Raw genomic sequence first — 24,753 nt, forward strand, 5'->3', positions numbered from 1 at the left:
AAAAGTGTTCAGCCACATTAAGCAACTTGATCCAAAAACAGCTTACCTGTTTGGATCAAGTTGCTTATTTTTGAATCAATTATTATTGAATATTGCTTACACAGTCTATGAGTACCGTGATGAGGAAGATTCCAAATTTTACGGTCCGAAATACAAGGATGTACTTACAAACTTAATGAAATTAGGTAACGAGATCTATCTAATCGAACTTTCATCCTATGGCTAGTGATGATTTGTTATACTGTTTTTGAAAGCGGTACAAAAAATATAGGGAGGAATTTTTTAGAGCAAGTAATAAATATACCAACTTACATAAGGAAATAAAACGTATGAGTATCGATATGTACTTAGCTGATTCCCTAACACAAGCCAGTAGCACTAGTCACTTCTGCCAAAAACAAGTCACTGATTACCAGAATCTCCAACAAGCCATGACCCAGTTCACCCTACAAACGCCCAATCTCAAAGGAAAAGCGTACGATGCAGCGAAAGCCTACTTTTCCCAAGTACTTTATCCACTCGTCCAAGGAGGGATCTTACTCTCTGAAGCGGTCGAAAAAGCAGCGAAACGATTTCCACAGGAATACATAAATCAAGTTGATTCCATTAGCTTGAAGCAATCCGAATTAGAAGCGCAAATTCGTCAAATGAATCAATTTATCACCCAAGCAGAAGGGATACGGCAACTGCTTCTTTCACCTTATATGCCAGAAGAACACCAAGGGTTTCAACTCAATCAAATACGTTGTTACTCGCAATGTACCATCTGGAATTGATAGAAAAACTTTTAATAAATGGCGTTCTAACTATTGGAAAAATAGAGTAAATGATTTTAAATAAAGGAGATGATGGAATGATCAATGAGTACAATAGGGCAAAAAAAATAATAGAAGAAAATAAGAATATAGCAGACGATTTTGGTGGCGCTTCTGATACTCTCATACGGTCGGCCCAACTAGAGCTTGAATTACAATTTCCAAAAGATTATCAACTTTTTTTATCATCTTTTGGTGCTTTAACGTTTGGCTCAATTGAAATTTACGGGGTTTTCAGAGAGGATTTTAAAAATTCTGGTGTTCCTGATACCGTTTGGGCAACTTTGAATGAACGGAAATTAGTAAATATGCCAAGGCACTTAGTTATTTTGTATAACACTGGAATGGGAGAAATGTATTGCTTGAATTATAAAGAATTAAATGAAAATGATGAACCTAAAATAACCTCATATTTCCCGGGTTTTCCTGAAGGATCGCAAAATAATGAAGTTTTATACAATGATTTTGGAGAATTTCTTCTAGATATGGTAAAAGACGAAATCAATTAATATATAAACAATTATCTGACAAGGTAGCCTATTAAAACCTTAATTTGATATGTAGAAGGATACTAGTGTGTCTTCATAATAAATTGGATCTATGCTTACAAGTATGATTTTCATTTGGATATTTGAAGTAATGAAACAGCTAAAAAGAAAAGTTATCTACAAAGAGACAACATAAATTGTCGTGCAGATATGATTGACGACACTACTGATACTACAGTAATTAATGGTTTGGAATTAGTAATTACAGTGATTCCTAAGTAAGGGAGATAAGAAAATGAAATATGATGAGTTAGAATTGATGGAGCTTTTCCTATCAGAAGGTGAGAGTATAACTGATAATATAGGTTATGGTAATATCATGTATAAAATTTCCCGAGATGATTTTAAGCTGAAAATCTTTATAAGGACTTATGAAAACCAAATCAGTGTATTTTTGACTTATAAAGAAGCAGATGTTTTTTATGGAGATTTTTACAATATTACAGAATTAAAAAAGGAAGACATGTATCTAAAGATTTTTAAAGAAAATCAGGAAATTGTAGAACTTTGTTTTGGGATGATACTTTCAGTGAGTGTTAGCAATCAATAATTGTATGACAAAGGCACATATTTTAAATAGTTCATGATAAATCAAAATATGTGGAAATTACCTAGGAATGGAGCAAAAAATTAAAAACTTAATAACGATTGTAATAAACAAAAAAATCATCCACATCACTAGATTTATCTAGTTTGTGAATGATTTTTTGTTTTGCCACAGGTACATACGAACGCTGACAAATTTTGATTAGAAACTCAAAGAATCGAGTGAACTTTTAGAAATTATTTGAATAATCGGTCCCAAAAGCTTTTTTTCTTTGGGTGTTCTTCTTCTTGTTTCGTTGGATATTTTTCTTCTACGTCAATAACGGGCTCATTCACCGCTTCTTTGGCCGCAATCAGTAGACCAATACTTTCCGGATCTTCGGAAACATGATCATTTACAACAGTGAATTTCGTTTGGTTTTTCGTTGCCAATTGGATGTATTGATTCTGGATATCGAGGGGCAGAGTGCCATTTATCAGAATAAATGCTTCTGGTCGTTTCTCTAGTTCTTGTAGGAACTTTTCTTTATTTGTCGGCTCATTCATTTCAGCAACGGTCATACTGAGGTAGCAACGTTCACGAAAGGTACCTAGGTATTTATGCTGTTCTTCTGGGTTGACCAAGGGCGTGCCATACATTCCTTTGTCCAAATGATTTTTCAATTCATCTGATGCCATCCAATTTCCTCCTTTGTTGTTTTAAGTCATTATAACATAGAGGTTGTGACAGAAGCATTTTGACCTGATCAGTAAGCTAGAAAATTGAAAAATAGTTTTTCATATTTTGTCATTTTCTAGCTTAGTGTTGAAGGTTAGCTTTTGGATCACCGTGTAGCCAGGTGGTGAGAAAGTCGTTTAGCTCCAAGCATTAAGGCAGAAATTGAGAAATAGCTTCCCACATTTTTAAGGTCAGAAACAAAAATGAATTTTATTTTTGTATCGTACACGTATTCTAAAATTTATAGGGATTGCTCTTATTTCATTAAAAAACGGTTGCTTTTGTTCAATGCTTCACTTAGAATAAGAATGAGAATCATTCTCAGTTAGCGAGGTAAAGGGAAATGCGCGTGGGTCGCTTGATGGTTTTGTTAGTTATTTTAAGTATATGTTCGCTATTTATTGGCGTGTCTCGAGTGGAATTCATGGAGATTATCCGATTGGAAGGACAGAGTATGCAATTGTTGTTGGCGACACGTTTTCCGCGAACGATTTGTTTAGTACTGGTAGGGGCAACGAGTAGTATTTGTGGGTTGATCATGCAACATCTGACTCAAAATAAATTTATTTCACCAACGACAGCAGGCACGATGGATAGTGCGAGATTGGGTATCTTAGTGGTGATGCTCTTTTTACCGAATGCTTCTTTGTGGATTCGTTCAGCAACTGCATTTTTATTTGCGTTTGCAGGTACGCTCTTATTTTTATCTTTTGCACGATTTTTTCCACAAAAAAATCAGCTGATGTTACCATTGATCGGCGTGATGCTAGGAAATATTATCGGCTCTGCTGCAACATTTTTCGCCTATCAGTTTCAGTTAGTACAAAATATGTCTTCATGGCTACAAGGAAATTTTGCAACAGTCATGCGGGGAAATTATGAATTACTGTATGTAACGATTCCTTTATTACTTATCTTATCTTTTTTTGCCTATCAATTTACGATCGTAGGCTTAGGTGAATCGTTCGCAGTGAATTTAGGGATGAATTATCGCAACATGCAACTACTAGGGATTGGCCTTGTTTCTTTAGCCAGTGCGATCACTTTGATCATGGTTGGGACGATTCCTTTCTTGGGAGTGATCATTCCAAATATCACAGCAAAGCTCTATGGGGATCAGGTACATAAAACGTTAGGAATTACCGCCATTTTTGGTAGTATCTTTTTGCTTATCTGTGACATGATCGCTCGTCTTGTGATTTTTCCTTATGAAATCCCAGTCAGCGTCATCGTAGGGATCATCGGTGGTTTGATTTTTCTTTACTTGTTAGTAAGGGGGCGCAAACATGGGTAAAAAGATCACTGGTCTATTTTTTATTTTGTCTCTACTCGTGATTGGTGTGACGATTGGTTATTTGACTATCAATACGTATGGTAATTGGGCATTTGCATGGGCCTTACGAAGCAAAAAAATCATAGCGTTCATTTTAGTGGCACTCGCGACGAGCAGTGCGACCGTTAGTTTCCAAACGATTACCCAAAATCAATTTTTGACACCTTCTGTGTTAGGGCTCGATTCCCTCTATGTACTTGTTCAAACCCTCCTCTTTTTCTTGATTGGTGGGGTGACGATGCTTCAGCAAACAGGCACAGCCTTTTTCTTAGTCAACGTGGCATTGATGGTTGGCTTAAGCCAGTTATTGTTTTTCTTTTTATTACGAAAAGAAGCCCCTAACTTATTCTTATTATTGATGACGGGGATGATTTTAGGGACACTTTTCAATAGTATCAGTACGTTTTTACAAGTGGTGATGGACCCGAATGAATATGATTTGTTGCAAGGGAAGTTATTTGCTAGTTTCGGTAATGTCCAGACTGCCTACCTCCTACCTGCTGCATTGTTGATTGGCTGTTGTTGGGTGTTCCTTTTTTATAAAAGACATTTTCTGGATGTCTTTCATTTAGGGAAGGATCAAGCAACGAACCTTGGGATTGAGACAGAGCGTTTTCAATTTTCTATTCTTTGTTGTGTCAGCTTGTTGACAGGAACAGCCACTGCTTTAGTGGGACCAATCACCTTTCTTGGATTTATTGTCGCAAACGTCAGCTATCGTTTGTTTGCAACGTATCGTCATGGTGTTTTGCTACTAGGAAGTTTTTTGATTGCTTTCTTGTTTTTGACTGGGGGACAATTGATCGTTGAGCAAGTGTTTGGGTGGAACACGACGGTCAGTGTGGTTGTAGAGTTCACAGGGGGTATTTACTTTATTACAAAATTGATTCGAGAAAGGAAGGAACTGGGATGATCAATTTGAATAGTGTCGAGAAGTCTTACCAAGGAAAAACGGTCGTCGAGGCCTTGCAATTGGAAATCTCGGATCAACAATTGACAGCCTTCATCGGTCCAAACGGCGCAGGAAAGTCAACCGTTCTTTCTATGATCAGTCGCTTGATTCCTAAAGATGCAGGTGAGATCTACTTGGATCACAATGAAGTAAAAGCTTGGAAGTCCAAAGAGATGGCAAAAAAACTAGCTATTTTGAAACAATCCAATGAGATCAGTATGAAAATCACAGTCGAGGAGCTTGTATCGTTCGGGCGTTTTCCTTATTCGAAAGGAAAGCTGACAACGAAAGACCATCAGATCATCGAAGAATCACTCCAGCATCTAGGGTTGGAAGAACTGAAGGACCAAATGATCGACACGCTTTCTGGGGGACAGTTGCAACGAGCGTATATTGCGATGGTTCTTGCGCAAGATACTGATTACATTTTGCTGGATGAACCACTCAATAATCTCGATATGAATTTTGCGGTACAAATCATGCAAATTTTAAAGCGCCTTGTACAAGAATTAGGAAAAACGATCATCATTGTGTTACACGATATCAACTTTGCAGCGAGTTACGCAGATGAAATCGTCGCAATGAAACAAGGGAAGTTATTTAGACAAGGCAAAACGAACGACATTATTAAAAAAGAAGTACTAGATCAATTATACGAAATGGACATTCGAATCTGTGAAATCGAAGGACGCAGATTTTGTCTTTATTTCTAAAAACTACGAAGGAGCGTCAAAATGAAGAAAATAGTTTTAGGATTTTTAGTCATAGCATCATTAGGATTAGCAGCATGTGGAAATAACGAAGCACAAACGAGTGAAACAACAGCATCAAGTACTGTCGCAACGGATACAATGTTGACAGTCAAAGATAGCAATGGTGAGTCTGTAGAAGTGCAACAAAACCCTGAGAAAGTTGTAGTGTTCGACAATGGATCATTAGATACGCTTGATGCATTAGGTGTTGGAGACAAAGTCATAGGAGCGGCAACTAAAAATTTACCTGCTTACTTAGAAAAATATCAAGAAGTTGAATCTGCTGGAGGAATCAAAGAACCAGATTTGGAAAAAATCAATGAGATGCAACCAGATTTGATTATTATTTCCGGTCGTCAAAGTGATTATCAGGAACAGTTGAGCCAAATTGCCCCAACACTATATTTAGCAATGGATGCAGAAAAGCCATGGGAATCGATGCAAGAAAATGTGACAACATTGGCAAAGATTTTTGATAAAGAAAAAGAGGCAGAAGAAAAATTAACAGATTTAACGAAACAAATCGATGAAGTAAAAGAGAAAGCCAGCGCGCTTGATCAAACAGCTTTAGTTACTTTAGTGAATGAAGGGCAACTTTCAGCATATGGTTCAGGTTCACGTTTCGGACTCGTTCATGATTTATTTGGCTTTAAACAAGCCGATGATCAAATCGAGGCGTCTACACATGGTCAAAGTGTTTCTTATGAATATGTTTTAGAGAAGAACCCAGGGATTTTATTTGTGATCGATCGTACCAAAGCAATTGGTGGAGATACAAGCAACGATAACGTAGCTGCCAATGAATTAGTGGCACAAACAGATGCCGGTAAAAATGATCAAGTAATTTCATTGCAACCAGATGTATGGTATTTGAGTGGTGGTGGACTTGAATCAATGAATTTAATGATTGAAGATGTCAATCAAGCGCTAAAATAATTTTTCAATGAATAACTAAGAAAATGAGCCTGGTACATCAGTCATCTTGCATCCTACAACTGAATAAACGGTGTTCCAGAAGTAGCACCTTCAAAAATAAGCCGAGAAACCCAAAATTTGAAAAACAATTTTCGGGTTTCTCGGCTTATTTCTCGGAGCTAGGCACTTCTATCACAACCTCTGATTCAATGGGTGATTGTTTGATCGTTAGGAAAATCTAGTGTAAGGGTAAATTCATTATCGACTTCATAAGGATCGATTCGTGGGGTTGTATCATGGAAAAAGTGAGCAAGCCATTGTCGGAACATAAGATCGCCTCCTTTGATTTGATTAAAGGATACAAGGCGAACCTTAGAGAAAGCTTAAAGCATAGAATCAAGCATGTGTTTCGGCTAATGCTTGATAATTGACGATCTTGACTTGACGATAAAAGTCAGCTGGCAGTTTTGACCAACGTTTCAAAAGTTGATAAAAATAACTATCTTCCGCTTTTATTTTGTACTCACTTAAAATCAATCCGAAGTAGTTTGGTTTTTTCTTTGCTAATTTGTGATAGATCGACAATGCTTTTTCTTTGTCTTCATCAACAAATAGTGTTTTGACTTCAATATAAGATCCTTCAATGTTCTGTGTTTCTTCAATAAAGTAAATGCTTTTTATATACTCTGTCATAAGTAAGACCTCCAGTGCTTGTTTAGTTGTTAAGATAACAATAGCTAAAATTTGTTAATAAATCGTGAACAAATAATTATTCTTTTTCAGCAATTGTTTAAGTTTTTTCGCCTATCTATAGTTAATCTGTTATTTTAAGGAGATATTAAGTTTTGTCTTGCTTCTTTCCGTGAATTTCGATACAGTAATTTAAACTAAAGAAAAAGGTAGGGGATGCACATGGAATTATTGATCAATCGAAACTTAGTGTTTGCAGAAAATCGTGTCATAGAAACGGAACGTCTGATTTTAAGACCAATCACATTGGAAGACGTAGAAGATATATTTGAATATGCCCATGATGTAGAAACGACCCGCTTTGTTTTCCCTCGACATCAGTCGATCGAAGATACAAAAATCAGTGTTGCGAATTTTTTTATGGCATCACCGCTTGGAAAATATGCTATTGAATGGAAAGAAAACCGCAAGATGATTGGTACGATCGATTTGCGGATACAAGAAGGCGATGATACAGCTGAATTAGGTTACGCTTTAAATAAAAAGTATTGGGGAAAAGGAATCATGCCGGAAGCTGGAAAAGCGCTTCTGAAATTGGGCTTTGAAAAAATGGATCTCGTAAGGATCTTTGCTTATCATAATACGAAAAATAGTAAATCGGGACGAGTGATGGACAAGTTAGGAATGAGAGAAGAAGCTGTGATTCCTGATGCAAAACGAGAAAAAGGAGAAATCATTTCAATCGTTCTTAAAGGAATTACCAAAAAAGCTTGGTTGGAAGGTCACCCAAAAACAAGTTAGTTGCAACTTCGTACAAAAATCATTAAGCTAAAATTGAGGTGATTAAGATGGAATTTATCGTATCAAAAGAAGCGGAAGAACTGCTTCGTGGAAAAGTGAATGACAATGAACAATTATTGCTAGATGTAGAAGACGGAGATGGACCATTTGCGAATAGCCGGATCACTTGCCAAATCGATACTTCTTTTCGTCTGATTATTGTAGAAAAAGAAACATCGGCAGATCTAAGCTTATATTCTGAAGTAGTCGATACCCAAATGGGACCAATCAAAATCAAGAAAAGCGCACTCGTTTATTTGGATAATCCGACGACGTTAGCAGTAGAACCAACTTACAAGAGTCTGCAACTGAAAGGACCAGGAGGAATCATCAAAAATAACCTCCAAATCGTCACATCAACTATCTAAGATTTAGAAGGAAAAAGAATGGGAAATTTAGCGATCATCAGTGACTTACATGTGGACATCAATCAATTTGGCGAAGCTGAATTAATGCTCTTATGGGAAGTCTTACAACAAAAAAAGATTACTCGGCTTCATTTGGCTGGGGATACCGCCAATAAAGTCGATCGTTGTGTCGCAGTCGCTGAATTTTTTGCAGAGCGACTACCAACGACTTTCCATTTTGGCAATCATGAGTTAGCCGATGTTACTGGCGAAGCAATGATCAGCCATTTTCCAGACGTCCATTTTTTGAATGAGCGCTATATTCCATTAAATGAGAAAACCGTGTTATTAGGCATCAACGGTTGGTATGATTACCAATTCTCAGAAGAAAAAGACGTGAAGAAAATCGTGCGGATGAAGCGTTTGTACTGGTATGACCGCTTGATTGAGCGAGATGGAACGGATCTAGAAGTGAATGATCGAGTAGTAGAAGCAACACGATCATTATTGGATACGCTACACAAAAAGAAAATGAATGTGATCTTATCAACACATTTTGTCCCAAAACAAGAATTCATTGTTTACCAAAACGCGCCTTATGAACGTTGGAACCAACTCAATGCGTTCTTAGGTTCAGCTTCATTTGGAAAACTACTCGATCGATACGATAATCTTCAACAAGTCGTCTTTGGGCATACGCATCGACGGTTTGAGGATAAAGTACTCCAAGGAACGACGTATAGTTGTCGGCCGTTTGGCTATTATTACGAATGGCAATTGACACGAGATTTTATCGATGAATATCAATTGATTGATCGTTACAATCCAATGAAATTACGCGTATTATTACGAACGCATCGTCCAGAATTTAAGGAGTACCAATTGCAACATTTGCAACAAGAGTTTGAACAAGCGTTAACAGTGATTGCTTACTGAAAATGTGAAGCCCCCCAGTGTCATCGAAACTGACACTGGGGGGGCTTTTATGTATTTTTTATCGTCCCAATCTTTTCTCAGCTATTGTATAGACTTCATTATCTGAGCGTCTACCAATTGCTATGATTTCAATTATTTCTATACCAAAATTTGATTCTCTAAATATAACTCTTAATCCTAAACGCTTATGTTTTAGTTTTCTACAGTCTTTTAATTTTCCATGTAATTGTTGCCCGGTTTGCATCCCATGTAACTCTATTTTCATAAAAGATTTGAGGATCTGTTGTTTTTGACTATTATCGAGCTGTTGAAAATCTATTTTTGATTTTTCTGTTAATTTTACTTCATAGATCATTCCCATTCATCCTTGATCTCCGCTACCTTATTTCGCCAATCCTGCCCAGCAACTTCATCGATCGTGTAATAACTTGTTGTCGAAAGCTCAAAAGGGATCTTTTTTTTCTTGGCAATTTGCTTAAAATAAATCGTAATTGCTGTCGTGTAATCTAGCCCTAAATCAGATAATAAACTACCAACTTCTTTTTTCAATTCACTGTCTAAATTGATACTTAATCGTTCTTTTGTCTTATTTGTTTCCATAGTAAGTTCAGTCCTCTTTTTTGTGCTATTCATGCACCTATTGTACACCTATTTGGAGATATGTACAATAAGAACATTCTTTTTTGCACTATTGATGAATAAAGAAAAAAATTCTCCCAACGAACGAACACGCTGTGTTCTTATATTCATAGGTGTTTTATAATTAATATATCTATCGAATAAAGCAAAAGGAGGGGATCATTATGGCAACAATTACAGTTCGTGTGACAGAAGATGGGAAAAAAATTTTGGATGAAATGGCTAAGTTTGAAGGAAAGAGTCTCTCTGAATTACTTAAAACAAAAACATTAGATGCTTTAGAAGAGGCGTATGATGCAAAAATAGGAGATTTAGCTTATGAAGAGTATTTGAAAGATAAAAAATCAAATGATTTATCTGTTCTTTTAGAGGAGTATGATATAGGTGAAAAAAATGAGCTACTCGGTAAAAACAACGCCTACCTTCGATAGACAAATAAGAAAACCAGAAAAATTCGATGCAACAACTATTTTAAGATGGTTACATAAACAGATCGAAGGCACAAAAAATCCTATATATACAGGTACGCCACTTGTGGGGAACTACACAGGTAAATGGCGATACAGAATAGGAAATTATCGCGTCATTACAAAGATTGATGATGAAAAGTTGATTGTTTTAGCATTAGAAGTAGGACATAGAAAAAATATATATCTATAGTAGAATCTACTCCGAAGTGAATGGTTATACACTTCGGTTTTTTGTATTCAAATATTTTTCACCAAGTCAAACCAAAAAGCACCTTATTCAAAAAGGAATGAGATGCCTTTGTATTGAGTTATCTAACCGAGATTTTATTCTTATTTTTGATAAAGATAAAACTTATCACGCCGAACACGAAGAGTACCAAGCCGAAAAGTAAAGTATGAGTCATGCCGATTGGGTAAGGTGCTACCTGGCCTTGATTGAAAACAAATATTGAAAGATATCCGATAAACATAGAAACTGGCATAAAGATGATTCCAATGATATTAAGCCAATCAGAGGATGATTTTAGCTTTGAAATCAATAAAAAACGGAAATCTAAGCAATTGCTTCCAAAGATTTCCGTTTTTATAGTATTCATTAATTTTATGCCATAAATAATGCTTTGTAGACAAATACTGCTACAACACCGGCACAAATCGGCGCAACAACTGGAACCCAAGCGTAATCCCATTGTGAAGAACCTTTATGTTTCAATGGTAACAACGCATGAACCAAACGAGGTGCAAAGTCACGTGCTGGGTTCAATCCAGGGCCTGTAGGACCACCTAGTGAAGCGACCAATGTCCAAACTAAGAAACCAAGAGCTAAGTGAGCTGTTCCTAAGTTATCTTGGAAGAAAGGTGCTTTTGTGATACCTAACGCGCCAAAGAATAACACGAATGATCCGAAGAATTCGTTGACGAAACCATTGAACTTAGAACCAACACTGTTGATAGTTGAGAAAGTTCCTAAGACATGGTTTACATCTTCAGTTTGATCATAGTAAGGTTTATAACAAGCGACCACGATCAATTGTCCAAGAGCTGCTCCAAGTAATTGTGCAACGATATAAGGTACGACTTCTGCCCAAGGGAATAAACCATTAGAGGCTAAAGCAATCGTAAATGCCGGATTGATATGATTTCCGCTAATGCCACCAAAAATCATTGCTGGCATCATCACACCAAAACCATAACCAACAGCAATCAGCATCCAGTCACTGCCATATCCTTTTGTTCCTTTTAAATCTACGTTTGCGACAGCACCATTACCTAAAACGATCAATAATGCTGTACCAAGTAGTTCCGCCGCTAGACGGGTCATAAGTGAATAATCCATAATACCCTCCATTAATTTATTGAAATATAAAAAAGAAACAACAACACAGCGGGTGAAGTGTTCCGTAAGAGGTGTACTTCTGTTGTCGTGATAAGTGCAAAATAAAAAACGACTTCTTTATAGAAAGAAATCCGAGCAACAGTCGACACATTGATAAAACCCTATGACACAAAACACCAACCCTAACTATAAATATATCAAAAATAAATAGTGAATTTTATCAAATATTGTTGCTATCAACAAACATTTTTTGAAAATTTCAGAAAAAATGAAACTGAAATGGAACGAATAATCGCACGATGCACGATGAGTGAATCGTCTACAAAAAGAAGGGAATTACTTTAATTGAATGCCTCCTTAGCTTGTCTGTTTTGGTGTTTCAATAAGGATTATATGCTACAATGAGGAAAATAGTCGATAAGGGGTGAAGTCGTTGTATTTGTCTTCTGAGTACTTAAAACGTTTTGACAAAGACTTATATTACAAGGTGCTCTTACTCGAAAGCTTTGAGGATCAGGTAGGGCACACAGCGGCACAACTTGCACAAAAGGTTCAACTAGACGCACGAAGTGTAACCAGATATTTAGTTGAATTGATCAAAAATTATCAATTATTCAGTGGAAAAGAGCAATCTTTATTTACGAAGAATCATCGATCGGGTTATCATTTTTATGATTCTCTGGATCCTATTGAACGTGAACGCTTTTTGATTTACCTCGTGCAAAGTACGCTTAAATACCAGCTATTGCACGACATTTTTTTTGAAGAATTTCATACGCTCTATCAATTCTCACAAAAGCATTATATCAGTGAGTCAACTGCTCATCGGAAAATCAATGATTGGAAAGAACAATTTTCGAGGTATGGTATCCAACTCAAAAGAGGAAGCTATATTGCGTGTGGAGAAGAAGAAATCATTCGATTATACCTACATATGACTTTTTGGCAGTTATTTCGTGGTAAAGTTTGGCCCTTCGAAACTATTCCACAACAGGACGTCAAACAAATTGCTGACCAGATTTTACAGTTTTTTGATGTTCGGTTGAATGAGATCAAGAAACGGCGATTAGAGTATATGTTAGGTGCATTTTTCTTACGTAAATCCCAAAAGCATTTTGTGGTTTTAAATAATAAAAAACGACAGTTGATTGAAAAAAATCCACTCTTTGAAGCATTCAGTCAGTGGATGGCGCCTTTTTTTCCAAACTATTTCCAAGGGAAAGAAGAATTAGGTGCACTATTTCTAGTGCTGATGACCAGAGAAGAATATTATCAATCGTCAGGAATCCGTCAGCAGATTTTTGCTTTTCACCGAAAACAACAAACCGCTCCTTTTATAGCTCTATTAGAAATGAAGAATGCGTTAGCAGCATACTGCGAAGAAAAGCAGTTGGCCGAGGAATCATTCACCAAAGAAGCAGAGAACTATTTGCTAAGTAGTCATCTGTTCGCGTACTTGTTTCCTCATGCGAAGGAAATGGTTGATGGGGAAGGTAGCAATTTTTCTAGACACTTCGTTAGTGAAAATGAGTCATTGAAACAATGGTTGCTGAATTTTTTCAATCGAGCAACACAACGTGCAGACGAGTGGATCTATGAGAATGCGACTTTCTTGATGCGAAGGTATCTAACCGTGTTAAAAACGATGCGTGTTTTTGATCGACAATTACCAAAAGTCACTATTTTACTGATGACGGACTTTCCTCTTTTTGAAGAAGAATTACTAAAAGAAAACTTAAGGCACTTTTTCAGAGAGGAGTATCAGTTGTACTTTTTACCAGCGGATTATCGAGGAAGAGAGGTCGATCTATTACTATCCACAAGCAAGATCCATCGCAAACCTTGGGCGGATCTAGACTATTTCATCGTTACAGATGAACTTGAACTCTCGGATTATATCCGTTTATTTGATAAAATTAAAGAAATCCAAATAAAGAAAGAGAGAAAAAATCATGACATTTGAAGAAGTATTGCCACAGTTAAAAACAGGTGCAAAGGTTATTAGAAAAGGTTGGAGTGGATTTGAATTATATGTTGTTCTAGTATCCGATGATGAATTTGATGGTTGTCCAGTAACGCCTTATTTTCTGATCAAAACGAGCGACGAAGGATTTTCTAGCTTTGCGCCAACCGTTTGCGATATTCTAGCAGAAGATTGGATGATCGTTGAATGACGAATCATTATCCGGACTTAGCGAATCAAGTCGTCTTTGTGACAGGTGCCGCTCAAGGAATCGGTGCTGCACAAGCAGAAGCTTTTTTAAATCAAGGAGCGAAAGTATTTGGTGTGGATCTGAAATTAGGTAAGATGGAAGAACTAGCCATACAATATCCTACGCATTTTATCTCATTTCTCGGTGATATTTCACAAAAAGAAGTGATTGAACAAGCAGTCACTACGTGTCATGAAAAAGTCGGCGATATTTCAATCTTATTGAATACCGCAGGGATTCTTGATGGCTACAAGCCTTTATTAGACACAGACGAAACACTTTGGGATCGGATCTATGAGGTCAACGTAAAAAGTCTCTTTCGATTAACAAAACAAGTGTTGCCTGATATGCTCGAAAAGCAAACGGGAACGATCATCAATATGGCCTCCATTGCAGGTATGGTGGCTGGCGGTGGTGGGATCGCGTATACGAGTGCCAAACATGCAATCATTGGATTTACGAAACAGTTAGCGCTTGATTATGCTGCGCAAGGAATACGTGTAAAAGCCATCGCACCAGGCGCCATCCAAACACCGATGAATGCAGCTGATTTTGCAGGTGACGGAGAGATGGCCAAATGGGTCGCAGAAGAAACGCCTGTTAAGCGTTGGGCACAGCCGGAAGAAGTAGCAGAATTGACGTTATTTCTTGCGACGCCTCAAGCGAGTTATATCCATGGAGCAATCGTTCCAATCGATGGTGGATGGTTGCTTAAATAGCTGAAAGAAGAATAAGTGGGGGAAACGTATGAAAGTGATCGATTGGGTGATGCCTCTTGGAATGGTTAGTGTAGTTGCTTATTTTGTACATGTGTTTCTTGGGCAATACCTTTGGGAATCATATGATCCAATCACGACAGACATCAGTTCTTTAACCGCCGTTGGTGCGCCAAATGCGAATTTATTGAATATGATCCTGCTTATCTATGGTATAGGCTTTTTACTGTTTGTCATTGGAATGGTCGTGACCGCCTTTGAAAAGTATCATGGGATGACTCGGATCGGTTATCTGATTTTTCTTGTGATGGCAAGCACTACAGTGGTAGGCTATAAACTATTTCCATTGACAGGCGATAAGGCGGATATGAATTTCCAAAATACGATGCATATTGTTGTGACGATCATTGTCGTATTTACTACTATATCGTCTTTATTCCTTATTGGATTTGGTTATCTTAAACAAGAAAAACTACGTACGTTAGGAAAAATATGTATTGCAACCGCCATATTGATCACTTTCTTTGGCGCATTGAATCCAATTGGAATGGCACAAGGATGGAATATTTTAGGGTTGACGGAGCGAATGGTGATCTTCCCACTGCAAGCCTTTGTTTTCTTTCTGTCCTTCATCTATACGACGAATAATAAGCTGATAGTGAAAAATGAAATGGTATAACTGGATGATTATAGAAGTGTCTGGCTATGAGAATAAGCGATATCCGCCAAAAAATAGTTGCTCTATTTAGCGGATATCGCTTATTTTTAAAGTTTTTCTTTTTTATCCTATTAATTTTTTAAACTAATTTTTGAATGTTGAATCGTAATCTTTTTCTTAAAGTAGTGCCAACATAAGCTGCTCCCGTACTTTTGAGCAACTCTGGTAACAAGAAGGGGAAGAACCCACTCAATAGAGCAGTTTGAACGGACAAATGACTACTAAACGATAACCAAAGAGTTCCTACAGCTAAAGCAAGAAGAGAGCCGAATAGATTGGCACACCAAGCGTGGAAAAAGCGCGTACTGGTCTTTTCGATCCACCAACCAATGAAGAAAGATTGGAGAATGAAACCAAAAAGGTAGCCACCTGATGGTCCGAATAAGATGCCCATTCCCCCAGTCATGCCAGAAAAGACGGGAAGTCCGATCAAGCCTAACAAGAGGTACATACAAACTGCGAGAGTACCAGCACGTTTCCCAAGAAACGTGGCGGTCAAGCCAATCGCAAAAGTCTGACCAGTAAGTGGAATCAATCCTAATGGAATAACAAATTGTGAGAGAACTGCAATGATTGCAGCAAATTCGGCAACGAGTATAAGTTCTTTTAATGATTTTGTCATCCGTTCTCCTTTCGTTAACCTTATTTATTTTTGTGGTTAACGAAATTATAGAGGAAGAGAAAATAAATGTAAAGTCTCTTTATGATATATTTTGAAAAAGCACATAAGAAGTAAGAGTACAAAAATATTTCCAAATATGAGAAAAAGTATGAATAGCAAGTGTTTTGATACGTGATATAATTTTTATATAACATAATCAACTATATTTTGGCACATAGAGAAATGAGGATGATCATTCGTGATCTTTCTACAGATAGGTGCCCAACCTAGTCAATGAACTGGTTTGTTGGTTGAAACGGCCAGTGAACATTCATCGATTTGCCATGGGTAACAAAAAGCTGTTTGACGAATGAATGTGCCAATAATCAGCAACTGTGAAAGTGACAAGTTAACATGTCTATCCACCATTGATAAAGGGAGAAACTAAGCAGTTGCTTGCTTAAAGGAGACATTTCATTGGAAAAGCAATGATGCGAGACAGTTTATGAAATTTGAAGCATCACACTGTAGAGGACATGTTCTTTTCCTCGTCTAAACCAAGTGGGAAGTAGCAGTTAAAAGCTGTATCTTCAGAGAACAATTGAGAATATCAAAAACTTCGCTGTTTTATCACCCAAGTAGCGAATACAAATTGATTTCTCTTGCTATTGTTCGAGTCATGGATGCACCTGAACCTGCTAAAGCCAACATAAAAAGATAGCACTCGACTCAACGAAATACGTACGTTGTTTTGAGGTCTATCTTTTTATGTGTGTCCGAGCGAAGAAAAGACACGGGGACATTATTTCTTATTACTTGGAGCTAATCGGCTTTTTCGCAACCTCGATAAACGGTGTTCAAAAAGCTGACCTTCAACATTAAGCCAAAAAATCAAAAAATATGAACAGCTATTTTCTGATTTTCTATCTTACTGCTCAGGCCAAAACGCTTTTTTCGCAACCTCGATAAACGGTGTTCAAAAGCCAACTCCTACGATAATAAGGCAATACCTGAAAAAATATAGAGAACTATTTTCTCAGGTATTGCCTTATTACTTGGAGCTACCCGTCTTTTTCACAACCTTGATAAACGGTGTTCAAAAAGCAACACTTCGGACATAAGCCAAAAAATCAAAAATGAAACAGCCATTTTCGATTTTTCTGGCTTATGCCTTAGTGTTGAGCGCTTTTTTCACAACCTAAAAAAACCAGCTATCCAAAAGATAGCCGGCTTTTTTTGTACCAAAGTTTTTTGAATTATAGGCTTTGGTTGTAGTATTCAACGACAAGTGCTTCGTCGATTTCTGGGTACAATTCGTCACGTTCTGGTAAACGAGTCAATGAACCTTCTAATTTTTCAGCGTCAAAGCTTACGAATGCTGGACGTCCAACAGTTGCTTCAACTGCTTCTTTTACAGTTGAGATGTTTTGTGATTTTTCACGAACTGAAATCACTTGACCAACTGCAACGTGGTATGAAGGGATATCAACACGTTTGCCATCAACCATGATATGACCATGGTTAACTAATTGACGTGCTTGACGACGAGTAGTTGCAAGACCTAAACGATAAACAACATTGTCTAAACGTTGTTCTAGTAAGATCATGAAGTTAACCCCGTGTTTACCTTCTTTGATTTTGCTTGCTTTAACGAACAAGTTACGGAATTGACGTTCGTTCATACCGTACATATGACGTAATTTTTGTTTTTCAGTTAATTGCATACCGTATTCTGATTGTTTGCCACGGCTGTTTGGTCCATGTTGACCTGGAGCGTAAGGGCGACGTGCTAATTCTTTTCCTGTGCCAGATAATGAAATACCTAGGCGACGAGAAATTTTCCATGATGGTCCTGTATAACGAGACATTAAAATTTCCTCCAATAGATAACTATATTTTTTGGAGTAAAATAATCCGTTAAAAAATTCATAATCGTATAGTTTGTTCTTCAATCTTCACCTTTGCAGCCGCGGTTACGCAATTGAACCCGAAGCGGGGCAACAAACTAGGGACGAGTTATTATTTTTCTGCTGCATTATTTTACACGAATTACAGTATAAGCGATATGACCTATCAATGTCAAGAGAATAAGTAGCAAAAAAGCTTTACAAACCCCAGTTCTGTCTATAGAATAAGAGGGTATATGCCAAAAGCATGAAAATAATTGAACAAATCTTAAAGGAGAAAAGAGATGAACCCAGTATCACCGTTGTTTGAAAAGATTGAGGCATCAATCGAAAAGAAAGTTGATTTGATCGGAAATAGTTACGCCCGGTATGCCGTGCGTGCTTTATTAGCCAGTTTGTTCTTGACACTTGGAACTGCTGTTGCTTTTTCGATTGCGATCAAAGGTGAGCATATTGCTCATGGATTTGGAAAGATACTTTATGCGTTTATGTTTAGTTGGTCGTTAGTCATGATTTTATACATGAATGCTGAACTTGGTACCTCAAATATGCTTTATATGTCAGTTGGGGTCCAACGTAAGCGATTAAAATTAGGACTAGCTGCAAAAATTCTGTTTACTTGTATTTTATTTAACTTGATCGGTGGGGTATTATTTGGCTTTTTAGTTTCTTTGACTACACCATTCCAAGATCTGCCGATGGATAATTATATGCTAGAGTCGATCGCAGTCAAATTGACGAAACCGACAATGACAATTTTAGTGGAAGCAATGTTTGCCAACATTGTAGTAAATACAGCGGTATTGATCAGTATGAGAATGAAAGATGATGCGGGGAAAGTCTTAGCAATTGTTTTCATTATTTTCATTTTTGCTTTTTTAGGCTATGAACACGTTATTGCCAACTTCCCGGCATTTACATTAGCTTATTTTGTTTCAGGTGGACAGATGGATGCGATGACTGTTGGTAATGTGATCCACAATCTATCCTTTGCGTTGATTGGGAATTACGTTGGTGGTGGTTTAGTCATTGGTTTAGGTTATGCATGGTTGAATCAATCAAAATCATCCTATGTTGACTAGTTCGTTCCTTTAAAAATCGAAGGAGGCCATCCCTTGGAGACAATTGTTTTTCCGAATAATAAAGAAAAAGCTCAGCAGATGGAAGCTTACATGAAGCATCATTTCCGATTTGCAGGAGTTCCTAAGCCAGAAAGAGCGTTACTACAAAAGGCTCTTTTAAAAGAAAGCCAGAAGATACCTATTTCAGACTTACTTTTATTAGTAAAAGATTATTATATGCAGGAAGAACGTGAGTATCAGTATTTAGCGATCGATTTAGTCCAAAAGAACGTCAAACGCCTTTCTTTTGATAACTTAGTATGGTTACTTGAGCTTGTCTCACAGAAGGAATGGTGGGACAGTATCGATTCTTGGCAAAAAGTCTACAGCACGTGGGGAAAACTTCACCAAGAAGTTGAGGCGGTTTTCAAATTATTTGAAGGTCAAGAAGACTTTTGGTTAAGACGAATTGCGATCACCCTGCAAATAGGGTTTAAAGAACAGACAGATGTCGCTCTACTCGAACGAGCGATTGATGCAGATCGTTCAACAAAGGAATTTTTTATTCAAAAGGCTATTGGTTGGGCGTTGCGGGACTATAGCAAAACAAATCCACTTTGGGTAAAAGAACAATTGACAAAAGAATTAAGCAAGCTTGCAACGAGAGAAGCAAGTAAGTATTTATAGAGAGGCGAGATAGAATGACACGCAAATTAATTGCTTTTGATATCGACGGCACGTTGTTAGACTCCAACAAACAGGCGTTGGATAGTACAAGGGAAGCCTTGGAAAAACTACGTAAAGATGGACATTTAGTGACGATTGCTACAGGGCGTAGTCGCTTTCACGCACAAGAAGTTATCCGTGATCTAGCATTTAGCAATTATATTCTATGTAACGGTGCAGCCGGATTTTTGGATCATGAACAAGTCTATAAAAATTTGCTGGATCAAGAACAATTACACCAATTTATTCAAGAAGCGCAAGAAAAGGATATTGATACTGCGTTCGTTAGTTTAGATTCAATCAAACGCTTTTCATCTAACCGTATTGAAGTAATGGAAGATGCGATGCATTCATTTGGTGCGCATTTACCAGAATTAGATGAATTTTTCGTGGAAAAACAGGATGTGTATCAAGCATTAGCTTTCTTTGATCATTCCTATGATCAACAATTCAGTCCCTACGATCGTATCCGTTTTGTTCGTTGGCATGAGAACAGTGTAGATATCGTACCGCATGATGGTTCAAAAGCGGTAACGATTATGAATCTAGCCAATCAAGTAGGAATTGCCCCAGAAGACGTCATCAGTTTTGGTGATGGACAAAATGATCGTGAAATGCTGCGTATGTCTGGGATTGGCGTCGCAATGGGCAATGCAGTACCAGAAGTCCAAGCGGAAGCAAAAATGGTCACGGACACGAATGATCAAGATGGTATTTGGAAAGCTTTGAAAGAATTAGCTTTGATTTAGGTTGAAGATATACTTAAGCAACAATTTTAATTAAAAAGAGGGCATTCAACAGGATTTTTCTGATTGAATGCCCTCTGTGTTTATTTGGTTTCAGAGTTTCAAATACATTAATGAGCGTTTTCTTATTCTGGAGGTGATATCATGGGAGACATCGTCGTATACGTCGTTTTGGTTTTTAAATTTCTGCTTTGGTTCATGCTCTTCATAGGGTTAGCATTATCTATTGTTTACTTAGTAAAAAAAATAAAAAAATAAATTTTGATCAATTTACATAGTTAGAGAATAAAGTTATAAAAATCTGTTGCTAGCTAGTTCCAAATTACCTTTCCTAATATTCTAGAAAAGAGCTTCTTTTACAACCTCTTTCCTTTCTTTACTAAAACACTTATAATATAAGATACGTTAGAAGAGAAGAGGAAATCGTGTGCGGGTATTGTTTATTGGTGATGTAGTAGGTGCGATGGGTAGAGAAATGATCACAGAATATCTCCCTCGCTTGAAGAAAAAATATCGTCCACAAATGACGATCGTGAATGGTGAGAATGCGGCTTCAGGTCGTGGGATCACAGAGAAAATTTATAAGAAGTTTCTGCAAGATGGCGTAGATGTCGTGACGATGGGGAATCATACGTGGGACAATCGTGATATTTTTGAATTTATCGATGATGCGAAAAAAATGGTTCGTCCAGCAAATTTTCCAGAAGGAACGCCTGGGCAAGGAATCGTTTTTGTCAAAGTCAATCAATTGGAACTGGCGGTCATCAATATGCAAGCTCGTTCATTTATGGTTGATTTAGATGATCCATTTCGTAAAATGACCGAGTTAGTCGAAGAAGCTCGGAAAAGAACACCGATCATTTTTGTTGATTTTCATGGAGAAACGACGAGTGAAAAACAAGCAATGGGCTGGTTTTTAGATGGAAAAGTATCTGCTGTAGTCGGTACACACACGCACGTTCAAACGAACGATGCACGAATCTTACCACAAGGAACGGCGTATTTGACGGATGTCGGTATGACGGGTCCATATGATGGGATTTTAGGGATGCGCCGTGAACCAGTCATTGAAAAATTTTTAACGGCTTTACCAAAGCGTTTTGAAGTGGTGGAACAAGGTCGAGGGCTTTTAAGTGGTTGTATCTTGGACATCGACGACCAGACGGGACAGGCAAAAGATATCCAATTGATCCAAATCAACGATGACCGCCCTTACAGAGAATAGAAAGCGAGAGGGAATGTGCAGGACAAAACGACGATCCAATTAGAAGTCGACCAATTGGCGACTCTTTTAAAGAAGAATGAAACGATCAAACGTTATCAAGAATTGGAACATAAAGTGAAACATAGTCGTTACTTGAATCAACAAACAGAAGCATTGAAGCAAGCGCAAAAAGATGCAGTACAATATGCGCATTATGGGCAAAAAGAAGCAGAAAAAGAAGCGATCAAACGGATCGAAGTCTTGACGCAATCTATCGACGAATATCCTTTAGTGATCGCTTACCGCCGTCAATTGATGGAAGCAAATGAGTTATTGCAACACTTGACTCAAATGATCCAAAATGAAATCAATGAGTATATAGAGGAGGAGCATAATGCCTCAAAAAACTAAGAACACTCCAATGATGGAACAATATCTAAGCATCAAGGCACAATACCAAGATGCTTTTTTGTTCTATCGTCTCGGAGATTTTTATGAATTATTTTATGAAGATGCTGTCAAAGCAGCACAAATCTTAGAACTGACATTAACCAGCCGAAATCGCAATGCAGATGATCCAATCCCAATGTGTGGTGTCCCGCATCATTCGGCGCAAGGATATATCGATAGCTTGATCGAAAAAGGATACAAAGTGGCGATTTGTGAACAAGTCGAAGATCCTAAAACGACCAAGGGAATGGTTAAACGCGAAGTCGTGCAATTAGTGACTCCAGGAACAGTGATGGATAGTAAAGGACTATCAGCCAAAGACAACAATTTCCTGACGGCGGTGGTCAATCAAGGTTCCGCTTTTGGGTTTGCTTATGCCGATTTGAGTACAGGCGAATTAAAAACAGCCCGCTTACTTGACGAAGAAGCTGTCTTGAACGAAACTTCCGCGTTACAAACAAAAGAATTGATTCTAGGAACAGAGATCAGTGAAACGTTATATGAACAACTAAGCACAAGACTTGGCTTAGTCTTCTCAAAACAAGAAAGTGTAGAAGAAAATGCAGAATTCAATTTTCTAACGAGTGAGTTGACGGATGAATTAGAAAAGGAAGCGACTGGGAAGTTACTTACTTATTTAGCAGTCACCCAAAAAAGAAGTTTGGCACATATCCAAAAAGCGGTCGAATACCAACCAGATCATTTCTTGAAGATGGATTATTATTCTAAATTCAATTTAGAATTAAGCCAGTCGATCCGTACTGGAAAAAAACACGGCACGCTTCTGTGGTTATTAGATGAAACCAAAACTGCGATGGGGGGACGTCTGCTAAAACAATGGCTTGATCGTCCGCTGATCCAATCCCATCAAATCAATGCTCGGCAAGAAATGGTGGCATCGCTGATCAATAGTTATTTTGAACGTCTTGATTTACAGAGTGCGTTGACGAAAGTCTATGATTTAGAACGTTTAGCTGGACGTGTCGCATTTGGTAACGTCAATGGTCGAGATTTGATCCAGTTAAAAACATCATTGCAGCAAGTACCGATGATTCGCGGGTTGATTGAAGGCATCGATCAAGGGCAATGGACAGAGTTATTAACAGATATGCAGCCAATGGATTCATTAGTGGAACTGATCGAACAAGCGATCCAAGAGGATGCACCTTTGCAAATCACTGAAGGAAACGTCATCAAAGATGGCTTCAATGAACAGCTAGACACCTATCGTTCTGCGATGAGAAATGGCAAACAGTGGTTAGCAGAATTAGAAGCGCGCGAACGCCAAAGTACAGGGATCAAAAATTTAAAAGTTGGGTTTAATCGAGTGTTTGGTTACTATATTGAAATCACGAAAGCGAATTTGATGAATGCTGAACTGGAAAAATATGAACGTAAACAAACCTTAGCCAATGCAGAACGATTTATCACACCTGAATTAAAAGAATTAGAAACACAGATTCTAGAAGCGGAAGAAAAATCAGTAGATCTAGAATACCAACTCTTTTTAGCTGTTAGAGAAGAAGTGAAAAAAGCAATCCAGTCATTGCAAACCTTAGCAAAATCATTGAGTACTGTAGATGTCTTACAAAGTTTTGCGACGATCAGTGAACGTTATCAGTACGTTCGTCCAGAATTGACCAACCAAAAGACACTAGTCATCGAAGAAGGACGTCATCCGGTGGTAGAAAAAGTGTTGGGGCATCAAGAATATATTCCGAATAGTGTGATCATGTCGGAAGAAGAGATGATCTTGTTGATCACTGGGCCAAATATGTCTGGTAAAAGTACGTATATGCGTCAGTTGGCATTGACGGTCTTGATGGCTCAGATGGGCTGTTTTGTTCCTGCACAAAAAGCAGTGTTGCCGATTTTTGATCGAATCTTTACTCGAATCGGTGCAAGTGATGATTTGATTGCAGGACAAAGTACTTTTATGGTAGAAATGATGGAAGCCAACCAAGCGTTGCGCCATGCGACACCGAACAGTTTGATTTTATTTGATGAACTCGGTCGAGGAACAGCCACTTACGATGGTATGGCATTAGCACAAGCTATCATTGAGTATATCCATCAACACGTTAAAGCCAAGACATTGTTTTCTACGCACTATCATGAGTTGACAGTGCTTGATACGGAATTGCCGCAATTGAAAAATGTCCATGTTGGTGCAGTCGAAAAAGATGGCGACGTCGTGTTTTTACACAAGATGATGGACGGTCCAGCAGACAAAAGTTACGGGATCCATGTAGCTAAGATTGCGGGACTGCCAGATGAATTATTGACACGTGCATCTGCGATCTTAGCCTTTTTAGAGTCAGGGGAGACGACACATCATGTCTCTGCTCTTGAAGCATCTGTCACGAAAAAACGTGACTATTCAATGACACCAACAGATCAAGAAACGCATCATGTCAACGAAGAGAGTCAACAATTGTCCTTATTTGGCGAAGTGACGGAAGCTGAAACTCAGGTCATTTCTTCGTTGAAACAATTGAATCTCTTAGAAATGACCCCAATGGATGCGTTGAATAAATTGTACGAACTGCAAAAACAATTATAGGAAGAAGGTGC

General features: G+C 37.8%; 32 protein-coding genes. 23 read left to right on the top strand and 9 right to left on the bottom strand.

All coding sequences use genetic code 11. From position 1 onward, the window contains the following. Nucleotides 1-70: 70 nt before the first annotated feature. The 4 genes from IGJ39_RS00755 to IGJ39_RS00770 all read left to right on the top strand — a co-directional run bounded on the left by IGJ39_RS00755 (nt 71) and on the right by IGJ39_RS00770 (nt 1,913). Nucleotides 71-226 (top strand): hypothetical protein, encoded by a 156-nt coding sequence (locus IGJ39_RS00755; protein WP_438764114.1) that lies wholly within the window; start codon nt 71-73, stop codon nt 224-226. 103 nt (nt 227-329) lie between these two features. Continuing rightward, nucleotides 330-776 (top strand): virulence protein, encoded by a 447-nt coding sequence (locus IGJ39_RS00760; protein ID WP_195339476.1) that lies wholly within the window; start codon nt 330-332, stop codon nt 774-776. A gap of 50 nt (nt 777-826) precedes the next feature. Continuing rightward, a complete protein-coding gene (locus IGJ39_RS00765; protein WP_410300785.1) occupies nt 827-1,324 on the top strand; it encodes an SMI1/KNR4 family protein in 498 nt (165 codons plus the stop codon). A gap of 274 nt (nt 1,325-1,598) precedes the next feature. Next, nucleotides 1,599-1,913 (top strand): hypothetical protein, encoded by a 315-nt coding sequence (locus tag IGJ39_RS00770; RefSeq protein WP_019723622.1) that lies wholly within the window; start codon nt 1,599-1,601, stop codon nt 1,911-1,913. A 233-nt stretch (nt 1,914-2,146) separates the two neighbouring features. Here the strand turns inward: IGJ39_RS00770 and IGJ39_RS00775 are convergent, their stop codons facing one another. Continuing rightward, nucleotides 2,147-2,587: a YueI family protein gene (locus tag IGJ39_RS00775; protein WP_019723621.1), complete on the bottom strand. Its 441-nt coding sequence runs from the start codon at nt 2,585-2,587 to the stop codon at nt 2,147-2,149. A gap of 383 nt (nt 2,588-2,970) precedes the next feature. Here IGJ39_RS00775 and IGJ39_RS00780 point away from each other — a divergent pair, with 383 nt between their 5' ends. Genes IGJ39_RS00780 through IGJ39_RS00795 form a run of 4 tightly spaced genes read left to right on the top strand, consistent with a single transcriptional unit; the run spans nt 2,971 to nt 6,600 of the window. After that, nucleotides 2,971-3,921: an ABC transporter permease gene (locus IGJ39_RS00780; protein WP_195339475.1), complete on the top strand. Its 951-nt coding sequence runs from the start codon at nt 2,971-2,973 to the stop codon at nt 3,919-3,921. Then, a complete protein-coding gene (locus IGJ39_RS00785; RefSeq protein WP_019723619.1) occupies nt 3,914-4,873 on the top strand; it encodes an iron chelate uptake ABC transporter family permease subunit in 960 nt (319 codons plus the stop codon). The genes IGJ39_RS00780 and IGJ39_RS00785 overlap by 8 nt, the downstream gene beginning before the upstream one ends. Then, a complete protein-coding gene (locus IGJ39_RS00790; protein ID WP_019723618.1) occupies nt 4,870-5,625 on the top strand; it encodes an iron ABC transporter ATP-binding protein in 756 nt (251 codons plus the stop codon). Before IGJ39_RS00785 ends, IGJ39_RS00790 begins: the two co-directional genes overlap by 4 nt. 21 nt (nt 5,626-5,646) lie before the next feature. Beyond that, nucleotides 5,647-6,600: a siderophore ABC transporter substrate-binding protein gene (locus tag IGJ39_RS00795; protein ID WP_019723617.1), complete on the top strand. Its 954-nt coding sequence runs from the start codon at nt 5,647-5,649 to the stop codon at nt 6,598-6,600. 185 nt (nt 6,601-6,785) lie between these two features. Here the strand turns inward: IGJ39_RS00795 and IGJ39_RS00800 are convergent, their stop codons facing one another. Beyond that, nucleotides 6,786-6,908 carry a hypothetical protein gene (locus IGJ39_RS00800; RefSeq protein WP_010734417.1) on the bottom strand — a complete coding sequence of 41 codons (123 nt, stop codon included), beginning with the start codon at nt 6,906-6,908 and terminating at the stop codon, nt 6,786-6,788. A gap of 67 nt (nt 6,909-6,975) precedes the next feature. After that, the gene (locus IGJ39_RS00805) at nt 6,976-7,272 is read right to left on the bottom strand and encodes a hypothetical protein (protein WP_010734416.1); all 297 of its coding nucleotides are present in this window, start codon (nt 7,270-7,272) and stop codon (nt 6,976-6,978) included. A gap of 219 nt (nt 7,273-7,491) precedes the next feature. Between IGJ39_RS00805 and IGJ39_RS00810 the strand changes: the two genes are divergently transcribed. The 3 genes from IGJ39_RS00810 to IGJ39_RS00820 are packed head-to-tail and all read left to right on the top strand — an operon-like array spanning nt 7,492 to nt 9,392. Beyond that, a complete protein-coding gene (locus tag IGJ39_RS00810; protein WP_010734415.1) occupies nt 7,492-8,070 on the top strand; it encodes a GNAT family N-acetyltransferase in 579 nt (192 codons plus the stop codon). Nucleotides 8,071-8,117: 47 nt separating this feature from the next. After that, nucleotides 8,118-8,477: an iron-sulfur cluster biosynthesis family protein gene (locus IGJ39_RS00815; protein ID WP_010734414.1), complete on the top strand. Its 360-nt coding sequence runs from the start codon at nt 8,118-8,120 to the stop codon at nt 8,475-8,477. Between the two features lie 18 nt (nt 8,478-8,495). Further along, nucleotides 8,496-9,392 (top strand): metallophosphoesterase, encoded by an 897-nt coding sequence (locus tag IGJ39_RS00820; RefSeq protein WP_019723616.1) that lies wholly within the window; start codon nt 8,496-8,498, stop codon nt 9,390-9,392. A gap of 58 nt (nt 9,393-9,450) precedes the next feature. Here the strand turns inward: IGJ39_RS00820 and IGJ39_RS00825 are convergent, their stop codons facing one another. Next, entirely contained in the window at nt 9,451-9,747 is a 297-nt protein-coding gene (locus IGJ39_RS00825) for a hypothetical protein (protein WP_019723615.1), read from the bottom strand. Next, nucleotides 9,744-9,992 carry a type II toxin-antitoxin system RelB/DinJ family antitoxin gene (locus IGJ39_RS00830; RefSeq protein ID WP_019723614.1) on the bottom strand — a complete coding sequence of 83 codons (249 nt, stop codon included), beginning with the start codon at nt 9,990-9,992 and terminating at the stop codon, nt 9,744-9,746. The genes IGJ39_RS00825 and IGJ39_RS00830 overlap by 4 nt, the downstream gene beginning before the upstream one ends. Before the next feature lie 203 nt (nt 9,993-10,195). Between IGJ39_RS00830 and relB the strand changes: the two genes are divergently transcribed. Beyond that, the gene (gene relB / locus IGJ39_RS00835) at nt 10,196-10,462 is read left to right on the top strand and encodes a type II toxin-antitoxin system RelB family antitoxin (RefSeq protein WP_065095885.1); all 267 of its coding nucleotides are present in this window, start codon (nt 10,196-10,198) and stop codon (nt 10,460-10,462) included. Next, nucleotides 10,425-10,691 (top strand): type II toxin-antitoxin system RelE family toxin, encoded by a 267-nt coding sequence (locus IGJ39_RS00840; protein ID WP_029594059.1) that lies wholly within the window; start codon nt 10,425-10,427, stop codon nt 10,689-10,691. The genes relB and IGJ39_RS00840 overlap by 38 nt, the downstream gene beginning before the upstream one ends. 411 nt (nt 10,692-11,102) lie before the next feature. Here the strand turns inward: IGJ39_RS00840 and IGJ39_RS00845 are convergent, their stop codons facing one another. Further along, nucleotides 11,103-11,837, bottom strand: coding sequence for an MIP/aquaporin family protein (locus IGJ39_RS00845; RefSeq protein ID WP_019723412.1), 735 nt, complete (start codon nt 11,835-11,837; stop codon nt 11,103-11,105). Between the two features lie 433 nt (nt 11,838-12,270). Between IGJ39_RS00845 and IGJ39_RS00850 the strand changes: the two genes are divergently transcribed. From IGJ39_RS00850 to IGJ39_RS00865, 4 genes are read left to right on the top strand one after another with little or no spacing between them, the layout of a single operon-like run. Further along, nucleotides 12,271-13,800 (top strand): helix-turn-helix domain-containing protein, encoded by a 1,530-nt coding sequence (locus IGJ39_RS00850; protein ID WP_019723413.1) that lies wholly within the window; start codon nt 12,271-12,273, stop codon nt 13,798-13,800. Further along, nucleotides 13,790-14,011 (top strand): DUF2829 domain-containing protein, encoded by a 222-nt coding sequence (locus IGJ39_RS00855; protein WP_010734410.1) that lies wholly within the window; start codon nt 13,790-13,792, stop codon nt 14,009-14,011. Before IGJ39_RS00850 ends, IGJ39_RS00855 begins: the two co-directional genes overlap by 11 nt. Then, nucleotides 14,008-14,769: a 3-oxoacyl-ACP reductase gene (locus IGJ39_RS00860; protein WP_019723414.1), complete on the top strand. Its 762-nt coding sequence runs from the start codon at nt 14,008-14,010 to the stop codon at nt 14,767-14,769. The genes IGJ39_RS00855 and IGJ39_RS00860 overlap by 4 nt, the downstream gene beginning before the upstream one ends. Nucleotides 14,770-14,797: 28 nt before the next feature. Beyond that, complete coding sequence (locus tag IGJ39_RS00865; protein WP_019723415.1) at nt 14,798-15,445, top strand: DUF998 domain-containing protein; 648 nt, start codon at nt 14,798-14,800, stop codon at nt 15,443-15,445. A gap of 118 nt (nt 15,446-15,563) precedes the next feature. Here the strand turns inward: IGJ39_RS00865 and IGJ39_RS00870 are convergent, their stop codons facing one another. From IGJ39_RS00870 to rpsD, 3 genes are all read right to left on the bottom strand, one after another. Continuing rightward, complete coding sequence (locus tag IGJ39_RS00870; RefSeq protein ID WP_019723416.1) at nt 15,564-16,106, bottom strand: biotin transporter BioY; 543 nt, start codon at nt 16,104-16,106, stop codon at nt 15,564-15,566. Nucleotides 16,107-16,376: 270 nt separating this feature from the next. Then, nucleotides 16,377-16,514: a hypothetical protein gene (locus tag IGJ39_RS00875; RefSeq protein ID WP_181264999.1), complete on the bottom strand. Its 138-nt coding sequence runs from the start codon at nt 16,512-16,514 to the stop codon at nt 16,377-16,379. A gap of 827 nt (nt 16,515-17,341) precedes the next feature. After that, nucleotides 17,342-17,953 (bottom strand): 30S ribosomal protein S4, encoded by a 612-nt coding sequence (gene rpsD, locus IGJ39_RS00880; protein WP_010734406.1) that lies wholly within the window; start codon nt 17,951-17,953, stop codon nt 17,342-17,344. A gap of 323 nt (nt 17,954-18,276) precedes the next feature. Here rpsD and IGJ39_RS00885 point away from each other — a divergent pair, with 323 nt between their 5' ends. The 6 genes from IGJ39_RS00885 (at nt 18,277) to mutS (ending at nt 24,742) form a co-directional block, all read left to right on the top strand. Further along, entirely contained in the window at nt 18,277-19,074 is a 798-nt protein-coding gene (locus IGJ39_RS00885; protein ID WP_019723417.1) for a formate/nitrite transporter family protein, read from the top strand. Between the two features lie 33 nt (nt 19,075-19,107). Then, the gene (locus IGJ39_RS00890) at nt 19,108-19,740 is read left to right on the top strand and encodes a DNA alkylation repair protein (RefSeq protein ID WP_019723418.1); all 633 of its coding nucleotides are present in this window, start codon (nt 19,108-19,110) and stop codon (nt 19,738-19,740) included. 14 nt (nt 19,741-19,754) lie between these two features. After that, on the top strand, nt 19,755-20,528 hold the full coding sequence (locus IGJ39_RS00895; protein ID WP_019723419.1) for a Cof-type HAD-IIB family hydrolase: 774 nt from the start codon (nt 19,755-19,757) through the stop codon (nt 20,526-20,528). Nucleotides 20,529-20,952: 424 nt separating this feature from the next. After that, nucleotides 20,953-21,750, top strand: a complete 798-nt coding sequence (locus IGJ39_RS00900) for a TIGR00282 family metallophosphoesterase (RefSeq protein WP_023518925.1) — start codon at nt 20,953-20,955, stop codon at nt 21,748-21,750. A 15-nt stretch (nt 21,751-21,765) separates the two neighbouring features. After that, nucleotides 21,766-22,140 (top strand): YlbF family regulator, encoded by a 375-nt coding sequence (locus IGJ39_RS00905; protein ID WP_019723770.1) that lies wholly within the window; start codon nt 21,766-21,768, stop codon nt 22,138-22,140. Between the two features lie 13 nt (nt 22,141-22,153). Next, nucleotides 22,154-24,742 carry a DNA mismatch repair protein MutS gene (mutS, locus tag IGJ39_RS00910; protein ID WP_374952894.1) on the top strand — a complete coding sequence of 863 codons (2,589 nt, stop codon included), beginning with the start codon at nt 22,154-22,156 and terminating at the stop codon, nt 24,740-24,742. Nucleotides 24,743-24,753: the final 11 nt, after the last annotated feature.

The organism is Enterococcus sp. AZ140 (assembly GCF_051714405.1).
Classification (GTDB): Bacteria; Bacillota; Bacilli; order Lactobacillales; family Enterococcaceae; genus Enterococcus_B; species Enterococcus_B pernyi.

Coding starts and splice junctions, on each gene's coding strand:
- IGJ39_RS00775 (WP_019723621.1), bottom strand. CDS start 2,587: ATGGCATCAGATGAATTGAAAAATCATTTGGACAAAGGAATGTATGGC.
- IGJ39_RS00780 (WP_195339475.1), top strand. CDS start 2,971: ATGCGCGTGGGTCGCTTGATGGTTTTGTTAGTTATTTTAAGTATATGT.
- IGJ39_RS00815 (WP_010734414.1), top strand. CDS start 8,118: ATGGAATTTATCGTATCAAAAGAAGCGGAAGAACTGCTTCGTGGAAAA.
- IGJ39_RS00795 (WP_019723617.1), top strand. CDS start 5,647: ATGAAGAAAATAGTTTTAGGATTTTTAGTCATAGCATCATTAGGATTA.
- IGJ39_RS00870 (WP_019723416.1), bottom strand. CDS start 16,106: ATGACAAAATCATTAAAAGAACTTATACTCGTTGCCGAATTTGCTGCA.
- IGJ39_RS00830 (WP_019723614.1), bottom strand. CDS start 9,992: ATGGAAACAAATAAGACAAAAGAACGATTAAGTATCAATTTAGACAGT.
- IGJ39_RS00790 (WP_019723618.1), top strand. CDS start 4,870: ATGATCAATTTGAATAGTGTCGAGAAGTCTTACCAAGGAAAAACGGTC.
- IGJ39_RS00770 (WP_019723622.1), top strand. CDS start 1,599: ATGAAATATGATGAGTTAGAATTGATGGAGCTTTTCCTATCAGAAGGT.
- IGJ39_RS00810 (WP_010734415.1), top strand. CDS start 7,492: ATGGAATTATTGATCAATCGAAACTTAGTGTTTGCAGAAAATCGTGTC.
- mutS (WP_374952894.1), top strand. CDS start 22,154: ATGGAACAATATCTAAGCATCAAGGCACAATACCAAGATGCTTTTTTG.
- IGJ39_RS00875 (WP_181264999.1), bottom strand. CDS start 16,514: ATGGTGGATAGACATGTTAACTTGTCACTTTCACAGTTGCTGATTATT.
- IGJ39_RS00765 (WP_410300785.1), top strand. CDS start 827: ATGATTTTAAATAAAGGAGATGATGGAATGATCAATGAGTACAATAGG.
- IGJ39_RS00800 (WP_010734417.1), bottom strand. CDS start 6,908: ATGTTCCGACAATGGCTTGCTCACTTTTTCCATGATACAACCCCACGA.
- IGJ39_RS00895 (WP_019723419.1), top strand. CDS start 19,755: ATGACACGCAAATTAATTGCTTTTGATATCGACGGCACGTTGTTAGAC.
- IGJ39_RS00840 (WP_029594059.1), top strand. CDS start 10,425: ATGAGCTACTCGGTAAAAACAACGCCTACCTTCGATAGACAAATAAGA.
- IGJ39_RS00885 (WP_019723417.1), top strand. CDS start 18,277: ATGAACCCAGTATCACCGTTGTTTGAAAAGATTGAGGCATCAATCGAA.
- IGJ39_RS00760 (WP_195339476.1), top strand. CDS start 330: ATGAGTATCGATATGTACTTAGCTGATTCCCTAACACAAGCCAGTAGC.
- rpsD (WP_010734406.1), bottom strand. CDS start 17,953: ATGTCTCGTTATACAGGACCATCATGGAAAATTTCTCGTCGCCTAGGT.
- IGJ39_RS00820 (WP_019723616.1), top strand. CDS start 8,496: ATGGGAAATTTAGCGATCATCAGTGACTTACATGTGGACATCAATCAA.
- IGJ39_RS00865 (WP_019723415.1), top strand. CDS start 14,798: ATGAAAGTGATCGATTGGGTGATGCCTCTTGGAATGGTTAGTGTAGTT.
- relB (WP_065095885.1), top strand. CDS start 10,196: ATGGCAACAATTACAGTTCGTGTGACAGAAGATGGGAAAAAAATTTTG.
- IGJ39_RS00845 (WP_019723412.1), bottom strand. CDS start 11,837: ATGGATTATTCACTTATGACCCGTCTAGCGGCGGAACTACTTGGTACA.
- IGJ39_RS00855 (WP_010734410.1), top strand. CDS start 13,790: ATGACATTTGAAGAAGTATTGCCACAGTTAAAAACAGGTGCAAAGGTT.
- IGJ39_RS00785 (WP_019723619.1), top strand. CDS start 3,914: ATGGGTAAAAAGATCACTGGTCTATTTTTTATTTTGTCTCTACTCGTG.
- IGJ39_RS00860 (WP_019723414.1), top strand. CDS start 14,008: ATGACGAATCATTATCCGGACTTAGCGAATCAAGTCGTCTTTGTGACA.
- IGJ39_RS00805 (WP_010734416.1), bottom strand. CDS start 7,272: ATGACAGAGTATATAAAAAGCATTTACTTTATTGAAGAAACACAGAAC.
- IGJ39_RS00825 (WP_019723615.1), bottom strand. CDS start 9,747: ATGATCTATGAAGTAAAATTAACAGAAAAATCAAAAATAGATTTTCAA.